Genomic DNA, 16,862 nt, shown 5'->3' on the forward strand with positions numbered 1-16,862 from the left:
CTTCCAATCAATTAATGACACGTTCCACAGAATAGATATCGCGGATTTGTTTAATCCGATCAACAATTCTTTGCAAATGTGCAATATCCATAATTTTAATCGTCATATGAATGCGGGCGATTTTGTCTCGGTCCGCTTTGCCACTGACCGCAACCATCGGCGTTTTCGTATCGGCGACAACCATCATCACTTCATTCAACAACCCTTGTCGATCAAAAGCTGACACTTCTATATCAACCAGGAACTCTTTCCTTGAACTAGAAGGCCCTATCGCCCATTCGACGTCGATAATTCGATCATACTCATCATCTTCGACCACAATATTAGGGCAGTCGGTACGATGGACGGAAACACCGCGACCTTTTGTGATGAATCCAACAATCTCATCACCAGGGACTGGATTACAACACTTCGATAACCTAATTAGCAAATTGTCGATCCCTTTAACAATAACACCTGATTCAGTCATTTTTTCCGGTTGAGGGGATTTCATGTCTGAAACGATTTTGTCAATTGTATCTTGTTGTTCACGTACTTTCCGTAACTTTTCAGCAAGACGATTAACTACCTGCTGAGCGGTTATACCATTGAACCCAACAGCTCCATACATATCATCTTCGGAAGTGAAGCTGAATTTTTCGATTGTACGTTTAATATTTTCCTGTGTAAGTACGTCTTTCACATCAAACTCTTGTGATTTTATTTCTTTTTCAATCATTTCCCGGCCTTTTAGGATGTTTTCTTCCCGAAGTTGTTTCTTGAAAAACTGCCGAATTTTATTTTTCGCCTGTGATGTATTGGCAAGTTTTAACCAATCACGGCTTGGTCCAAGCGATTGCTTCGATGTCAAAATTTCAATAATATCTCCCGTAAACAATTCAGTATCAAGCGGGACCATTTTACCATTCACTTTTGCACCTATTGTCCGATTCCCAATTTCTGAGTGGACACGGTAGGCAAAATCGATAGGGACTGAACTTGCCGGCAGTTCAATAACGTCTCCGTCCGGCGTAAAGACATAAACCATGTCCGAGAATAAATCGAATTTCAGTGATTCCATAAATTCTTCAGCGTTAGATGATTCGTTTTGAAATTCGAGTATCTCTCTGAACCAAGTCAATTTCGAATCAATATTACTTGGGGTTTCGGCTACCGTTTTTCCTTCTTTATAGGCCCAGTGTGCTGCAACTCCGAATTCAGCAATTTTGTGCATCTCTTCGGTCCGAATTTGCACTTCAAGTGGATCTCCAGCCGGCCCTACAACGGTCGTATGCAACGACTGATACAGATTCTGTTTTGGCATCGCAATATAATCTTTGAATCTGCCAGGCATCGGCTTCCATAATGTGTGAATGATACCAAGAACCGCATAGCAATCTTTAATACTTGAAACGAGAATTCTGACAGCCAGAAGGTCATAAATCTCATTGAATTCTTTCTTTTGGATAACCATCTTGCGGTAAATCGAATACAGATGTTTTGGACGTCCTGAAAGATCAGCGTCAATTTCCATCTCTCCAATTTCCGTCTTGATTTGCTCCATAACGTTTACTAAATAGTTTTCTCGTTCGACGCGTTTGCGCTTCATCATATTGACAATTCGGTAATATTGCTGTGGGTTCAAATAACGTAATGCTGTATCTTCCAATTCCCATTTAATAGCCGATATACCTAAACGATGGGCAAGTGGTGCGAAGATTTCCAGCGTTTCAGCCGCAACCCGGCGCTGTTTTTCTTCCGGGACATGTTTTAACGTTCGCATATTATGGAGCCGGTCCGCTAATTTAATAAGTATGACACGGATATCCTGAGCCATTGCTACGAACATTTTACGATGATTTTCTGCCTGTTTCTCTTCTTTGGATTTATATTGTAATTTTTCGAGTTTCGTCACACCATCGACAAGCATTGCCACTTCTTCTCCAAAATCTCGGATGATGTCGTCCCTGCTGATGTCTGTATCTTCCACAACGTCGTGTAGAAACCCAGCTGCAACTGTCGAAGGGTCCATTTCCAATTCGGCAAGAATACCCGCTACTTGGACAGGGTGAATAATATATACCTCACCTGAACTTCTATGCTGTCCTTCGTGTGCAGTTTTCGCTGCCTCATATGCTTTTTTGACGAACTCAACATGTTCTTCATTCATATAAGAGGCAACAAGTGTGAATATTTCTTCCGCCGTCATGTCACGATTTTTCGCCATACGATTACCCCTTCCGACTTTATCCGCAAAAATGATTGTATTCCTATTGTATGTATAAATACATGCTCGTGTAAAGGGTTAGTATATGGAAAAGTGGTTCGCACCTTCATTCTGAACATATGAAAAGATCCCCCGCTTATTATCGCGGAGGACCTTTTTCAATATGTGATCAGTGAACGCATGTCATAACCTTGCAATTTTTCACGACCGCTTAAATACGATAACTCTATGATAAACGCACAGCCCGCAACAACTCCGCCTAGTTTTTCAACTAGCTCGACTGTCGCTCCCACCGTACCGCCTGTCGCAAGAAGATCATCGACAATCAATACACGTTGACCAGGCTTTATGGCATCTTTGTGAATTGTTAATGTATCTTTTCCATATTCAAGATCATATTCGACTTCAATTGTTTCTCTTGGCAATTTTCCGGGTTTACGGACAGGAGCAAATCCTACTTCCAGTGCATAGGCAACTGGGCACCCAATGATAAATCCACGCGCTTCAGGGCCGACAATTATATCAGTATTAACCTCTTTCGCAAACTTAACAATTTCATCTGTTGCAAATTTATAAGCTTGACCATTATCCATGATTGTTGAAATATCCTTAAAGCTGATTCCCTTTTTCGGATAATCCGGTACAATCGTCACATATTCTTTCAAATCCATTAGTGTTCCTCCCTGTCGACAATTCCATTTCGCACAGTATCGAACCATTGTTTCAATTCCATATAAGGCGCATATAGCAGTCTTTTCTCAAGCTCAATTTGACGTTCGCGCTCTTTATAAGCTGGCGCTTCCGTCAAATCGCGTTTACCGGCTGTTTCCTGAACGGAAACAAAACCATCTTCAATCTTAACAAATCCTAGCTCAGAAAACACCTTTGACATGAAATAAACCGTATCTTTTTTCCATGCTTTATGTTTTGTGAGCTGAGCTCCGTTCGTAACGAAGTCAAATTTCTCACGTTTTTTCAAGAAACTGTAATACCAGCCAAACTGCTCACGATCAGGAATTCCATCAAAATACCTTGATTCGGATGCATGGAAATGTGCATAGACGCGATCTGGATGGACAGAACCTACAAGTTCTTCAAGTTGGATAACATCGTCCGGTATATCTAGAAGGACAAGATTTTCAGCCTTCGTTATTGCTTCTTGTCCAAATAGAGTAATAACAATCCCCTTCATGGATGATTGAAAATGTGTCACCGTTTGTTCATGGAAAGCAACAAACACTGTATCGTCTAATGGAATGGTTGGCAGCCATCTTGTTGCTTCGCGTACGCCACGCAAATCGAACAGTTGCCATTCATCTGAACGGATATCGCTGATTAATAACTGTGGCTTCTTATTACCATTCCATTCATTCACCTGCAAATCGCCCGTAACCGACAACTTTACACCTGGTGTAAGTTGGTCCGCAATAGGACCCAGTCCGAATCCAATGGCATCAAGTGAAACGCCCTCATCCGCTAATTCCAGCTTCATATGATTCTTTGCCGCACCAATTTTCCGCACAGTCGTGGCTGTAATATCTTCGATCATATAAACAGGCTTTTCAAAAGCCATTCCAAATGGACGCAGCAGTTCCAGTGATTCCAAAACGCTAACATCAATTTCACTAATTGACAGTGGAACATCGATACGAACTTCAGGCGTCAACATTTCTTCAGTCAACACCTCAACTGCCTGTTTATTCAGGTTTTCACGCAGCGTAACAACGTCTGTCACTGCAAGAGACATTCCCGCCGCCATCTGATGACCTCCAAAGTGAGGTAGAAGCTGCGCATTTTTGGATAGCTCGACAAACATATCAAAACCAGCAATACTTCTTGCAGACCCTTTCGCAATTCCTGTTTCCCTGTCAATCGACAAGACAATTGACGGACGGTAATATTTCTCAGTTAATCTTGATGCTACAATTCCCACCACACCTGAATTCCAACCTTCTCCTCCGATAACGAAGACGAGCGGAACTGTATCACCATACATTTTCAATATCATGTCTTCCGCTTCTTTAGCTATTTCAGCTACAATCGCTTGTCGTTCCTTATTCAGCGTATCAAGTTCTTTTGCCAATGTTGTCGCAAGCGTTGCGTCTTCTGTCTTCAATAGTTGAACTGCCGGGGTAGCATCGCCTAGACGCCCAGCTGCGTTCAGACGAGGCCCAATCATAAATCCGATTGACTCCTCTGAGAGTGTTGCTTGTTCAGTGCTAGCGATGCGTGCGAGCGCCTGGATTGCAGGACGTTTTGAAACACGCATCTGCCTGATGCCCTCTTTGACGAAATATCTGTTTTCATCGCGAAGCGGAACTAAATCTGCAACTGTCCCGATAGCAACAAGTTCAAATAAATCTTCCGGAACATCCTCAAGTAATGCGCACGCAAGTTTGAATGCTACACCAACCCCAGCAAGCTCTCCGAACGGATACTCCCCTTCTGGATGTCGAGGATGGATGATGGCATCTGCTGCTGGTAACACTTCACCGATTTCATGGTGGTCTGTAATGATGATGTCCATTCCGAGTGATTTCGCATATGCAATTTCATCAATACCCGAAATGCCATTGTCGACAGTAATAATAAGCGAGGCCCCTTTTTCGTATAGCTCCAAGAAAAGGTCTTTATTCGGTCCATAGCCGTGCTGGAACCGATTGGGTATCGCATAGAACACATCTGCACCCATTCGCTCCAAAGCCGTTGTAAGGACCGTCACACTCGTCACACCATCACCGTCATAATCGCCATAAACAGCAATTTTTTTATCTGAAGCGATTGCTGTTGTTATGAGCGACACCGCTTTGTCCATATCATATAGTAAAAAAGGGTCATGCATGCTAGATGCATCCATATGTAAAAAATCTTTTGCCACTCCGGAATCTATTATTCCCCTTGAAGTAAGTATTTTTGCCTGGACAGATGAAATACCGAGATCCTTTGTCAACATTGCTACAATTTCTTCATTCGGTCGTTCCACTTTCCATCTTTTCATTGATTCGATCAAATTCCTTCACATCCTTACATTCATTATAGCGGATGGGCTCCGACTCTAAAAGAAAAGACTGCTAAAATTCCCTGAAGTAGAAGTCTGCACTAAATTCGTTAACAAAAAAGAGCATCTTCCCTGTATTAGTAGCTGGAAGACGCTCTTTGCTTATACATTTTTATTTTCGATAATTACTTCATCATTGGATGGTAAGGCTGTGTACTTTTGCAGTTCCGCAATTTCATTCTGTTGTGCTGCAATTGTAAGCTCTTTGGTGGTCATTTCTTTCATAAGCTCTTTTATGCGACGGCTTGATTGAAATGACAGGAACATCGCGACAAATCCGCTGACTACGGCACCAAGAAGTGCTGCACCTAAAATAACAAGAACGAGTGGCCACTGTGCTTTGCCAAACACATAATTGACTTGAACCGCGTCAACATTAAAAACAGCAAAGATGGCGATAATAATGGCGAATAATAGACCTAGCAGCAAATTCCACTGAAACTTCATATAGTTTTCCCCTTTCATTAAGAAAAAAATAGAACAGAGTATACATAAAGTATACCCTGTTCCATGAATAACCGAAACTTATCATAATAGGTGTTAAACGATAGGTTCGTCTGAGCCCCATTGTTTCTTCGTGTCTTCGACTTTAATTGCGCCTTTTTTATTGATTTCACGTTTCTTCAGATCAAACCAGATTTGAGCTGAGATGAATATCGAAGAATAAGTTCCCGCAAACAGTCCAATTAGAAGTGCTATTGAGAATGTCCGGATTGATTCTGCACCGAATAGCATAAGCCCCACTACAACAAAGACGACTGTGAGCACCGTATTAACAGAACGTCCAAGTGTCTGACGCAATGATTTGTTAACAATATCCGCAAGTTCTGCCACATTATCGATGCGACCACGATGATTGATATTTTCCCGTATCCGGTCAAATGTCACAATCGTATCATTGATGGAGTAACCTACAATCGTCAACACTGCGGCAATGAAGGTGATGTCTACTTCTAAACGTAAGAGACTGATCACTGCTACCATAAAGAACACATCATGGAGAAGTCCGACGATGGTCGCAACTCCCATACGCCATTCGAAACGAAGTGCTACATATATGACGATTCCAAGCATAGCAATAAGCAATGCTGTGATCGCATTTTTCACAAGTTCCTTACCAACCGTGTCTGAAACCGTTGAAATATTCGGATCAGAACCGAATTCGGTCGCAATATCCGCTTTAAGCTTATTGACTTCTTCTTGTGTAAACTCTTCTACGTAACGCATGACACCCATATTGCCCGTATCACCAGAAATGACGATATCAGTTGTCGGGTGTCCGATTTCATCCAGGTACGTAGATATTTCATCTGTCGTCAAGGGATGATCGGCAAGCACTTCAACACGCGTACCACTCGAGAAATCAATGCCGAGGTTCAGCTTGAAGATACCGAGCGCAATGACACCACTAATTAGCAATACTGCTGAAATGACATAGAATTTTTTGCGTGTAGCTACGAAATCGAAACGATCAAATTTCGTTGTTAGTTCCAATGTTTCAACGTTTTCTTCGGGTGCATGAACCCTGCTTTTCGAAATACCGAACCATGCAGTTTTCCCATCAAACGCACCACTATCGACGAGTAGACCCAAGAGTATACGAGAGCCCCATACAGCTGTTAAGAAGCTAGCTAGAATACTGATGATGAGAATTGTTGCGAAGCCTTTCACTGAGCTTGTCCCGAATATGAACAGAACAACTGCTGCAAGAAGCGTCGTGATATTAGCATCTAGAATGGCGGTGAAAGAATTTTTCGCTCCAGCCATAAACGATGTCTTGACGGATTTACCAACACGTAATTCTTCACGTATCCGTTCATACATTAAGATATTCGCATCGACCGCCATCCCGACTCCGAGCATGAGTGCCGCAATACCAGGCAGCGTTAGCACGCCGTTAATGAGCGTGAAGACAAGTAAAATGATGAAAATATAAACCGTTAACGTAATGACTGCTACTAAACCTGGCAGACGGTAATACACAAGCATGAATAAGAAGATAAGCGAGATACCGATAATCCCCGCAAAAATTGTCTTGTTAAGTGCTTGTTCACCAAACTGTGCGCCGACGGATGTCGAATAGACTTCTTCAAGGTGAACAGGTAGTGCACCTGCGTTCAAAATTCCCGCAAGGTTCTTCGTCTCTTCTAAAGAGAATGATCCCGATATTTCAACGTCTGATGAGTTAATCGGGTTTGCCACATAGGGTGCTGAAACGAATTTAGGTTTTTCTTTCGTTACTTCCGCTCTAAATGAATCTTCACCTTCTACGAAGTCTAACCAGATGACCATTACGTTCTCTGGTTTTTTTTGTGAGATCAATGTTGTCACTTCACCGAATTTAGTCGGAGATTTCATTTCAAGGGTAACAACTGGATTACCATTTTCGCCAAAGTTAGCCTTGGCCTTCCCCTCTTTTAAGTCGTTTCCGTCTAAAAGGAGGTTGTCATCGGCATCCCTGAACGTCAGATTTGCCTGAGTCGACAGGAGTTCCCTAGCTGATTCTTGGTCCTCTACTCCCGCAAGCTGCACGCGAATCCGGTTACCCGACTCGATTTGGATACTTGGTTCACTTACCCCAAGTACGTCAACCCGGTTTCTTAGTGCATTTGCTGTATCTTTAACCATTTCTTCCGTTATTTTTGGGGCATCGTCTTTCAAAGGTAAAACTTGATAAAGGACTTCAAAGCCACCCTGTAAATCTAGACCTAGTTTTACATCTTTCACTATCGGATTTGCAGTCGTCCCAATCGTCAAGCCAAATACGACGATTAATAATAGAAACGCTACGATCCGTCCTCTTCTTTTCATAATCCAATTTCCCCCTCTAAATATGGAGTGCAACTGTACGGTATTTATCTATGTACATACTCCGAGAATAGCGACAGCGCCCCGCAACAACTAGGCGCTGAATACTACACAATTATAAAAACACAATATGTCTATTATGAAACACAGTCATTCATGTGTCAAATTGTCACGTTTCACTCTATCATAACTCATTTTTCGATTTATGTGGTGTCAGTAAGATTTGAAGTTCTTCACTGTTCAGATCGGTAAACCAGTTTGCACCGCGTTGTTCTTCAATCTGTGTAAACGTCATATATTCTGCTGGTGAGATTTTGAGGATTCCATTTGCAATTTCATGCATCCCCATGTCCTCGATATTTTTTTTACGCCATTTCTTCTGGACGCAAAATGTCCAAATGTCCTCTTCGGTTACTGTTGTATAGCCGTACAGATGAAATTCAGTCTTTTTGCTTTCAATTGCAGGCAGCATATGTGTGAACAGTTGTCCGAATCGTCTTGGCATCTTTTCCATCCCTTTCCTGGACAGTCGTAAGTATGGATATTTCTGCATAGGTTTAGTGTATACGAAATGACCGGAATTGAGAAGGAGTTGTTTAAATTGTCTTCATTCATCCGCGGAACTGTCGTACTGATGGTTGCCGTCTTCCTAACCAAGCTTTTAGGATTCGTCTTCCGGATTCAATTCATGCGGATTGCAGGCGAAGAGGCGGTCGGCATCTACATGACCGCTTATCCCGCTTTTATCTTTTTCCTGTCACTTGTTCAGCTTGGTGTACCGATTGCCATAGCCAAAGTGATTGCCGAACTCGAAGCGAAAGGGCAATCCGTAAAAATCCCTTCTCTTATGAAGACAGCTTCCTTCATCACTATCTTGACCGCAGTGGTATTCATTCCAGCTTCTATTTTGTTCGTTCCCTACTTAGCTGAAACACTTCTCGGTAATTCTGCTTCATCCACCACACTGTATGTCGGAATCGCAATCGTACCTATCGCTGCTATCGGGGGCTTGATCCGCGGATATTTCCAAGGTATCGCACGAATCGAAGAAACCGCATGGTCACAAATCATAGAACAAATATGCCGTATCACGCTAATCACATGGCTTTTACCGCATCTACTCGTAGCTGATAATACAGCACTGAGTGCCGCTTATGCGATGGGCGTCACGCTTCTTGCGGAAATGCTATCCGTCCTTTATTTGTTGTTCAAATATAGGCAACAAAAGAAGCGAATACCAAAACAGCAGGAGAAACTCAAGCGCTATCCAATGGAACCTTTGCTAGCCATCGCTTTGCCATCGTCTGGTAGCCGCCTATTCGGTACGTTCACTTGGTTCCTTGAGCCGATTATCTTCCTCCGTGCACTCGCGTTTTCAGGTGTTTCAGCGGTAGCTGCCACAACGTTGTACGGCATTGTATCCGGTGTCCTTGTCCCGTTGCTCCTATTTCCGGCGTTCATCCCATATGCCTTGTCTGTTGTCCTAGTGCCCGCCGTAAGCGGAGCAGTCGCATCAAATAATACGAGAAAACTGAAAGAACGAATTCATCTATCGCTCCGCCTGTCCGCTTTAACAGGTACGTTTGCAGCAACTGTGTTTTTCATTCACGGTGAGGATTTGGCAGTAAAGTTATTCCATGTCACTCAGGGTGCTTCCTATATGGCGTTACTTGCTCCAGTTTTTTTCTTTTATTATATCCAAGGCCCGCTCTATTCAATTTTACAAGCTACGGGTGATGCCAAGGCAGGGATGATGAACTCCGTATACGGTGGTATTGCTAAACTGGCGGTCATGTTCATCCTCGCTTCCCAGCCTGGTTTACAGGTGACAGGGGCAGTCCTTGCGATCGGCTTTGGCGTGCTTATTACATCATTCCTTCATATAGCAACACTTCGGAAAAACAAATCGACCGCTTCCGGCTTCACCATATTTGCTCTGCCTTATGCTTCCTTTATCATGACCTGTATTATGCGACCAATTTTCATCCCAATTGGAGATTTTGGTTTATTCACAGAATGTGCAATCACAAGTGTTTTCCTTCTTGTGATACTTATTTTGACAGGTCAAGTTAAAAAAAGTGATCTCTTTCTGTTCAGGAGACTACTGAAAAGTCATTGATAACTCTCTTTCAACTGAAACTTCAGTCCATCATTTTCAAATGAACAATAGAAAATCTGTTCAACATCATTTATTCCGAGGTTCAGTAGTTCTTCTAAAAGCCACTCTTCGGTTTTATCGATAAGTTCAAGATGTTTACCTTGGATAACACCATCGGAAATAAGCGAAAGTACTGGTTGGATACTGTCGTGTTTAAAGACGGACAAATTTCCCGATGGTTCCAAATAAGCGAATGAGACTTCATGAACAGAGCCAATCTGTTGTTCACGAAGTTGCTGAAATAAATCGTCAAGATTATAACGTTGTTTCCGCATTTCATGCTCAATTATTTTACCGTGCCTAATAATAAGTGTTGGTTCACCATCGACAATATCTCTAAACCTCTTACTTCTCATTGAAAAATAAGAAGAAACGACTTGAATGACGAGTAAAATAAGCATCGGTATGACGGATTGAATCAGATCTTTGTCGGGGGAATCGAGTGCAAATGCGGCAACCTCTGCCATAAAGACGAAGACCACAACATCGATAACACCCAGCTCACCGACTTCTCGTTTACCCATAATCCGTAAGATGATCAAGATGAGCACATAAAGAAATACCGTCCTAAAACCGATAATTAATAAATCGTTCATAAAGATCTACCCCTTTTACGAAAGGATGCCCTTTACACTTCTGCTTATATACACGTTCAGTACGGAAAAAGAGGCGATTGCCTGAATGGGAAATATCCCACTCAGCCAATCGCCTCTTCAAATTCTTACAATACTTAAATTGATTCTGTTACACGTCCAACAGCTTGTCTATCGAACTGCAGTGTCGTGCCTTCAGAAACTTTAAGAAAAACCGATGAATCATCTACAGCGTCTATCGTGCCGTGAATGCCACCAATTGTGATGACCTTATCTCCACGTTTCAAATCTCCTTGCATCTGCTTCGTCGCTTTCTGTTTCTTTTGCGCCGGTCTGATTAGCAAGAACCACATCACTGCGAACATCGCAACGAATGGCAATAGTTGTGTTAATGAACCCATATATATATCCCCCCTTCAATCAAGATTCATTATACTAGATTTAAAAGTTTTTTGCATTCGGTTTATTAAATCCGTAGCTCTCAAAAAATTCTTCACGGAAATCTCCCAGTCGATCATGGCGAATTGCATCCCTTACCTGCTCCATTAAATTAAGTAGAAAGTGGAGATTATGATAAGAAGTCAGCCTGATTCCGAAAGTTTCATCCGCTCTGATAAGATGGCGAATATAAGCCCTGCTGTACGTTTTACAGACATGGCAGCTACATTTTTCATCAAGAGGACGGAAATCACGCTCGAATTTCGCATTGCGGATATTCAAACGTCCTTCACTCGTCATAAGCGTACCGTTTCGCGCAATACGAGTCGGTAGGACACAGTCAAACATGTCTATACCGCGGATAGCACCGTCAATAAGTGAGTCAGGCGAACCTACACCCATCAAGTAACGCGGCTTGTCCTGTGGTAGAAGCGGTGTTGTGTGTTCAAGGATACGGTTCATAATATCTTTCGGCTCGCCAACAGACAAGCCGCCGATTGCATAACCTGGGAAATCAAGTGACACAAGATCTTTTGCACTTTGAGCACGTAAATCCTCAAACTCGCCACCTTGTATAATGCCGAATAATGCTTGATCTGCCGGACGTGCATGTGCTCCTAGGCATCTTTCAGCCCATCTAGATGTCCGTTCAACGCTAGCTTTCATATATTCACGCGTTGCAGGGAACGGCGGACATTCATCGAAAGCCATCATAATATCTGCGCCTAGTGAATTCTGAATTTCCATTGCTTTCTCGGGGCTAAGGAACAATTTACTACCGTTCAAATGATGTCTGAAATGGACACCTTCCTCTTCGATTTTACGGAATTCGCTTAGTGAAAACACTTGAAAACCGCCTGAATCGGTCAGAATCGGTCTATCCCAGTTCATGAACTTATGTAGTCCGCCTGCCTCTTCAATGATATCCTGACCCGGACGAAGCCACAGATGATAGGTATTACTTAAAATAATGCCTGCTCCGACTTCTTTCAGCTCTTCAGGTGATAATGTTTTGACAGTTGCCTGTGTACCAACCGGCATAAATGCTGGTGTTTCAAATGAACCGTGTGGTGTATGGACGATTCCAAGACGTGCTCCGGTTTGTTTACAAGTTTTGATATGTTCGTATGTAACTGCTGTCATTTTATGATTCCTTCCTTTGTGACGGTTTTATGAACATTGCATCTCCAAAGCTGAAGAAGCGATATTTTTCCTCAACCGCCCTGTTATATGCTGCTAAAATATGTTCTCGAGTTGTTAGCGCTGAAATCAGCATGATCAACGTCGATTTAGGTAAATGAAAATTGGTTAATAGTCCATCCAAAATACTGAATGTATAACCTGGATAGATGAAAATCGACGTCCAGCCGCTTGAAGCCACAATTTTACCGGCATTTTCCGAAGCGATTGTCTCTAGTGTTCTCACAGACGTCGTACCGACCCCTATGACGCGTCCACCTTGTGCTTTGGCTTCATTTATTGCATCCGCTGTTTGTTCAGTGACATGATAATATTCGGAATGCATCGTGTGATCCTCAATCGTATCTGCACTGACTGGACGGAATGTGCCAAGACCGACATGCAGTGTAATGAATGCGATATTGACGCCTTTATTCTGGATACTTTCTAGGATTTCATCGGTGAAATGAAGTCCTGCAGTCGGTGCTGCTGCCGAACCTCGTTCTTTGGCGAACACAGTCTGATAGCGTGCTTGATCATCCAGCGTTTCAGTAATATATGGTGGTAGTGGCATCTGCCCAAGTTCATCTAGGATTTCATAAAAAATACCGTCATAGATAAATTTGAATGTACGTCCACCTTGTTCCAAAATCCCCGTGCACTCTGCTTTCAGACGTCCGTCACCAAAAGTGACAATCGTACCAAGTTTCACACGTTTCGCAGGTTTTGCTAGCGTCTCCCACTCGTCATCTGCCGTTTGCTTCAATAGTAACACTTCAATCATGGCTCCAGTATCTTCTTTCACACCCATTAATCGAGCAGGCAGCACCCGCGTATCATTGAGTACGAGCATATCTCCCGACTCTAGCTCTTCGAGAAGATCACGAAAATGACGGTGCTCTACTTCCCCTGTTTTTGGGTCAAGTACCATAAGACGGCTTGCTGTGCGGTCTAGTAACGGTGTTTGTGCTATTAGATTATCTGGTAAATCGAAATCAAAATCATTTACATCCATCGTCTATAAATTCTCCCTTTATAATTGAATTAGAAATCGTTGTGCTCGGGAATTGGATAGCCAAAATGTTCATATGCAAGACGAGTCGCAATCCGCCCACGCGGTGTCCGTTGGATAAAACCGATTTGAAGGAGATACGGTTCGTAGACATCTTCAATCGTTACCGATTCCTCGCCAATACTTGCAGATATCGTATCAATTCCAACAGGCCCGCCACGAAAGCGCTCAATCATTCCCGTAATCAACTTATGGTCAATATGATCAAGACCACGTGAATCGACTTGCAGCATTTCTAGTGCTTCATTTGCCATTTCCATTGTAATGCTCCCGTTGCCTCTTACTTGTGCATAGTCACGCACACGGCGCAACAGTCGGTTTGCAATACGCGGGGTGCCGCGAGAACGGCGTGCTATTTCTACTGCAGCCTGTTCATCAATTACTACTTCAAAAAGGCCTGAGCTACGAATGACAATTTCCTTGAGCGGCGCAACTTCGTAATACTCGAGGCGCAGCGGAACACCGAAACGATCACGTAGCGGCGCCGATAATGCTCCTGCACGGGTTGTCGCACCAATCAGTGTGAATGGCGGCAAATCGAGTCGGATAGAACGCGCAGAGGGCCCTTTTCCGACAACGATATCCAAACAGAAATCTTCCATGGCAGGATACAGCACTTCTTCGATTGTACGGTTCAGCCTATGGATTTCATCGATGAATAATACATCCCCTGGTTCGAGAGATGAAACGACCGCTGCGAGATCGCCAGGGCGTTCAATTGCAGGGCCACTGGTCATGCGGATATTGACGTCCATCTCATTGGCAATGACCGTTGCAAGCGTCGTCTTACCGAGACCTGGTGGTCCATACAATAGGACATGATCCAAACTTTCGCTACGGCCTTTTGCTGCTTCGATGAAAATACCGAGGTTTTCTTTCACTTTTTCCTGTCCTATATACTGACTAAGAAATTGCGGTCTAAGCGATTGTTCAAAACGTTCATCGAAATCCGATGCTTCTCCGGAAATAACACGTTCCTCCATTGTCCGCCCCCCCTTTCTGCCGTTGATATATATGTTGAGATAAAGAATTCCATTGAATTCGCTACGGCGCTAGGGGATGCCTCCCGCCCTAAGCCAGGCAGCTTCGCCGCTAGTCTTAGGGCTTCGGCTACCCCTTTTAAGGCGCCTTCGCTTAGTTTACATAAGCATTCATTTGTTCAACATATACATACAATTAGTTCTGTTTTAATAATAACCGAAGTGCCATTTTCATGTAGCCTTCTGTATCAAGTTCTTCTTTTTCTAATTTAGGTTTCACTTTTGTCAGCTCGCGCTGTGAGTAACCGAGTGCTTCTAGTGCAAGTATTGCTTCATCAAGTGCACCATTTTCCGCCATTGTCAGAAGTGTGATATCCTCGTCTGGCATGTCCATCGCATTAAATAGATCATACAACTTCCCTTTCAAATCGAGGATCATCTGTCGTGCCGTTTTTTTCCCAACTCCCGGAAATTGAACAAGGAACGTTTCATCCTCCCGTTCGATTGCACCAATTACTTGTGAAGGGACGCCGCTAGCAAGTATTGCCAAGGCACCTTTTGGACCAATACCGGATACTGTGATCAATTTTTTGAACAACTCCCGCTGTTCCAAGGATTTGAATCCAAGAAGCAACTGGATATCTTCACGTACATGCAGATAAGTAAATACTTGTTGGATTTCTTCTGTTTTATGAAAAGCATACGGATTAGGCGTCATGATGAGCCAGCCAATCCCACCCTGTTCGAGTGTGATATGTTCAGGCGTCACACGTGTGACCTGCCCTTTTATGTAGTCGTACACGCTACTCTCCCCCTATATATAGAACCGATTATACCATACGAACGCACTTTCTACCTTTAACTTGAATCTTCAGAAGTTCCTGCTGATTAGTGGAACTCAGACTGAAAACACCGTATCCAGTGGCAAGCCCATTTCAAAAAGTGGACATAATAATAACCAGGCGCAGTTGATTGGTGGTTGGTATGCAAAAGAAAAGATGACCGCTTTATCGGCGGTCATCGGTCATTCACTCACATTAATCTAGATTACACTTATCATAGCAATTACCACACTATTTATCAATACAGTTATACAGGTATGTATAACAGAAAAGTTGTTCCCTTCCCTACCGTACTTTTCACTTTAATTTCCCCTTTAACATTCCTGATTGTGCTATAAACCATGAACATTCCAAGGCCTGTTCCTTCTGTTTTTGTAGAATAATAAGGTTTTCCCATTTGTGAAATCCCTTCTCTTGTCATGCCGCTCCCACTGTCTTGAATCTTTATCAAGATTTTTTTCTTGTGTTCCGACACATCGACATAAAGCACGCCACCGTGATCCTGCATTGATTCGATACCATTTTTAACCAGATTAATGAGACATTGCTGCATCTGATTTTCATCATATGTTGCTTTCAGCGTATTTGTTGAACGAACAAGGATTTCAACTCTATTCCTCTTCGCATACGGTTGCATAATATTCTCAACATACTTTATATCTTTTGCAAAATCAGAGAAAACCATATTTTCACATTGTGGTTTCGAAAACGTTAAAAAGTCACTGACAATAGTTTCTGCTCGTCCTAATTCTTTCAACGAAAATTCAATATATATTTTTTCATCGGCATTAATCGTTTTGGACTCATTTAACAGTTGGAGAAACCCGCGTGTTACAGTAAGTGGATTTCTGATTTCATGAGCAATACTTGCCGAAAAATGACTAACGTCTCTCATTCTTTCTGCTTGCACATATATTTCGCGCCTTTTGATGTTAGAGATAATTTTTTCAATTAAAGCCATTAGTATAAAGGTCGCCATTAGATAAGTGCTAAGCGTATAAAATACCAAGTACCAAAATTCGCTTGTCAGTTTCGGAAATTTAAAGCTCAATGTGAAAAAGTAATACGTCATAGTAAGAAAAGTGACGCAGATCGCAATAAAAATTCGCCATCGCGAGTTTTGTTGCTTAAATTTCGCACTTAATAACGGTACCAAAATAAGGACCGCCGTCGAGAGAGCAAGTGACTGAAAAATCCCATCTCCACCGATAAAGAACCGATACGCATTTAGAATTATATAAAGTGGAAAGGCCATTTTGTATCCGCCAAAAAGGGCGACAATAATAAACGGAACATATCTTAAATCAACGATATATCCTAACTCCAATTTAATTGGGAATGCCATACAAAAAACGAGCGTCACAGAGGACAGTAACATAAGCAAATATTTATTAAAATTAGTTAACCCATTTTCAATAAAAATTACAGCAATCAGAATCGGAAAGAGTAAAAACAAAAAGTTCAATAATAATGTTTCAATCAAAAGAAATCACCTTCCCACGACTCCTATTACGTAATTACTGTTTTT

At 42.4% G+C, this 16,862-nt stretch carries 14 protein-coding genes; 1 reads left to right on the forward strand and 13 read right to left on the reverse strand.

Annotation, left to right across the window (positions count from 1 at the left end):
* Window positions 1-7: 7 nt before the first annotated feature.
* The 6 genes from MKZ26_RS05355 to MKZ26_RS05380 form a co-directional block, all read right to left on the reverse strand.
* On the reverse strand, window positions 8-2,206 hold the full coding sequence (locus MKZ26_RS05355) for a RelA/SpoT family protein (protein ID WP_340764915.1): 2,199 nt from the start codon (window positions 2,204-2,206) through the stop codon (window positions 8-10).
* A gap of 158 nt (window positions 2,207-2,364) precedes the next feature.
* Window positions 2,365-2,877, reverse strand: coding sequence for an adenine phosphoribosyltransferase (locus MKZ26_RS05360; protein WP_067208211.1), 513 nt, complete (start codon window positions 2,875-2,877; stop codon window positions 2,365-2,367).
* On the reverse strand, window positions 2,877-5,216 hold the full coding sequence (gene recJ / locus MKZ26_RS05365; protein ID WP_340741927.1) for a single-stranded-DNA-specific exonuclease RecJ: 2,340 nt from the start codon (window positions 5,214-5,216) through the stop codon (window positions 2,877-2,879). Before recJ ends, MKZ26_RS05360 begins: the two co-directional genes overlap by 1 nt.
* 150 nt (window positions 5,217-5,366) lie before the next feature.
* A complete protein-coding gene (locus MKZ26_RS05370) occupies window positions 5,367-5,711 on the reverse strand; it encodes a LapA family protein (RefSeq protein WP_067208205.1) in 345 nt (114 codons plus the stop codon).
* Window positions 5,712-5,804: 93 nt separating this feature from the next.
* Window positions 5,805-8,075, reverse strand: coding sequence for a protein translocase subunit SecDF (gene secDF, locus MKZ26_RS05375; RefSeq protein ID WP_340764917.1), 2,271 nt, complete (start codon window positions 8,073-8,075; stop codon window positions 5,805-5,807).
* Window positions 8,076-8,256: 181 nt separating this feature from the next.
* Window positions 8,257-8,577 (reverse strand): post-transcriptional regulator, encoded by a 321-nt coding sequence (locus tag MKZ26_RS05380; protein ID WP_338652740.1) that lies wholly within the window; start codon window positions 8,575-8,577, stop codon window positions 8,257-8,259.
* 96 nt (window positions 8,578-8,673) lie between these two features.
* Between MKZ26_RS05380 and MKZ26_RS05385 the strand changes: the two genes are divergently transcribed.
* Window positions 8,674-10,191 (forward strand): putative polysaccharide biosynthesis protein, encoded by a 1,518-nt coding sequence (locus MKZ26_RS05385; protein WP_187047474.1) that lies wholly within the window; start codon window positions 8,674-8,676, stop codon window positions 10,189-10,191.
* On the opposite strand, the gene MKZ26_RS05390 is transcribed toward MKZ26_RS05385, so the two are convergent.
* The 7 genes from MKZ26_RS05390 to MKZ26_RS05420 form a co-directional block, all read right to left on the reverse strand.
* A complete protein-coding gene (locus tag MKZ26_RS05390; RefSeq protein ID WP_067208196.1) occupies window positions 10,185-10,826 on the reverse strand; it encodes a DUF421 domain-containing protein in 642 nt (213 codons plus the stop codon). The genes MKZ26_RS05385 and MKZ26_RS05390 overlap by 7 nt on opposite strands.
* A gap of 134 nt (window positions 10,827-10,960) precedes the next feature.
* Complete coding sequence (gene yajC, locus MKZ26_RS05395) at window positions 10,961-11,224, reverse strand: preprotein translocase subunit YajC (protein ID WP_067208193.1); 264 nt, start codon at window positions 11,222-11,224, stop codon at window positions 10,961-10,963.
* Between the two features lie 40 nt (window positions 11,225-11,264).
* The gene (tgt, locus tag MKZ26_RS05400) at window positions 11,265-12,404 is read right to left on the reverse strand and encodes a tRNA guanosine(34) transglycosylase Tgt (RefSeq protein ID WP_067208191.1); all 1,140 of its coding nucleotides are present in this window, start codon (window positions 12,402-12,404) and stop codon (window positions 11,265-11,267) included.
* A 1-nt stretch (window position 12,405) separates the two neighbouring features.
* Window positions 12,406-13,455 carry a tRNA preQ1(34) S-adenosylmethionine ribosyltransferase-isomerase QueA gene (gene queA / locus MKZ26_RS05405; protein WP_340764920.1) on the reverse strand — a complete coding sequence of 350 codons (1,050 nt, stop codon included), beginning with the start codon at window positions 13,453-13,455 and terminating at the stop codon, window positions 12,406-12,408.
* A 29-nt stretch (window positions 13,456-13,484) separates the two neighbouring features.
* Window positions 13,485-14,495 (reverse strand): Holliday junction branch migration DNA helicase RuvB, encoded by a 1,011-nt coding sequence (gene ruvB / locus MKZ26_RS05410; protein WP_340764922.1) that lies wholly within the window; start codon window positions 14,493-14,495, stop codon window positions 13,485-13,487.
* Window positions 14,496-14,688: 193 nt separating this feature from the next.
* A complete protein-coding gene (gene ruvA / locus MKZ26_RS05415) occupies window positions 14,689-15,294 on the reverse strand; it encodes a Holliday junction branch migration protein RuvA (RefSeq protein ID WP_187047470.1) in 606 nt (201 codons plus the stop codon).
* Between the two features lie 287 nt (window positions 15,295-15,581).
* Window positions 15,582-16,817, reverse strand: a complete 1,236-nt coding sequence (locus tag MKZ26_RS05420) for an ATP-binding protein (RefSeq protein WP_067208181.1) — start codon at window positions 16,815-16,817, stop codon at window positions 15,582-15,584.
* Window positions 16,818-16,862 lie beyond the last annotated feature (45 nt).

The sequence above is a fragment of the Sporosarcina sp. FSL K6-6792 genome (assembly GCF_038004885.1).
Taxonomy (GTDB): Bacteria; Bacillota; Bacilli; order Bacillales_A; family Planococcaceae; genus Sporosarcina; species Sporosarcina psychrophila.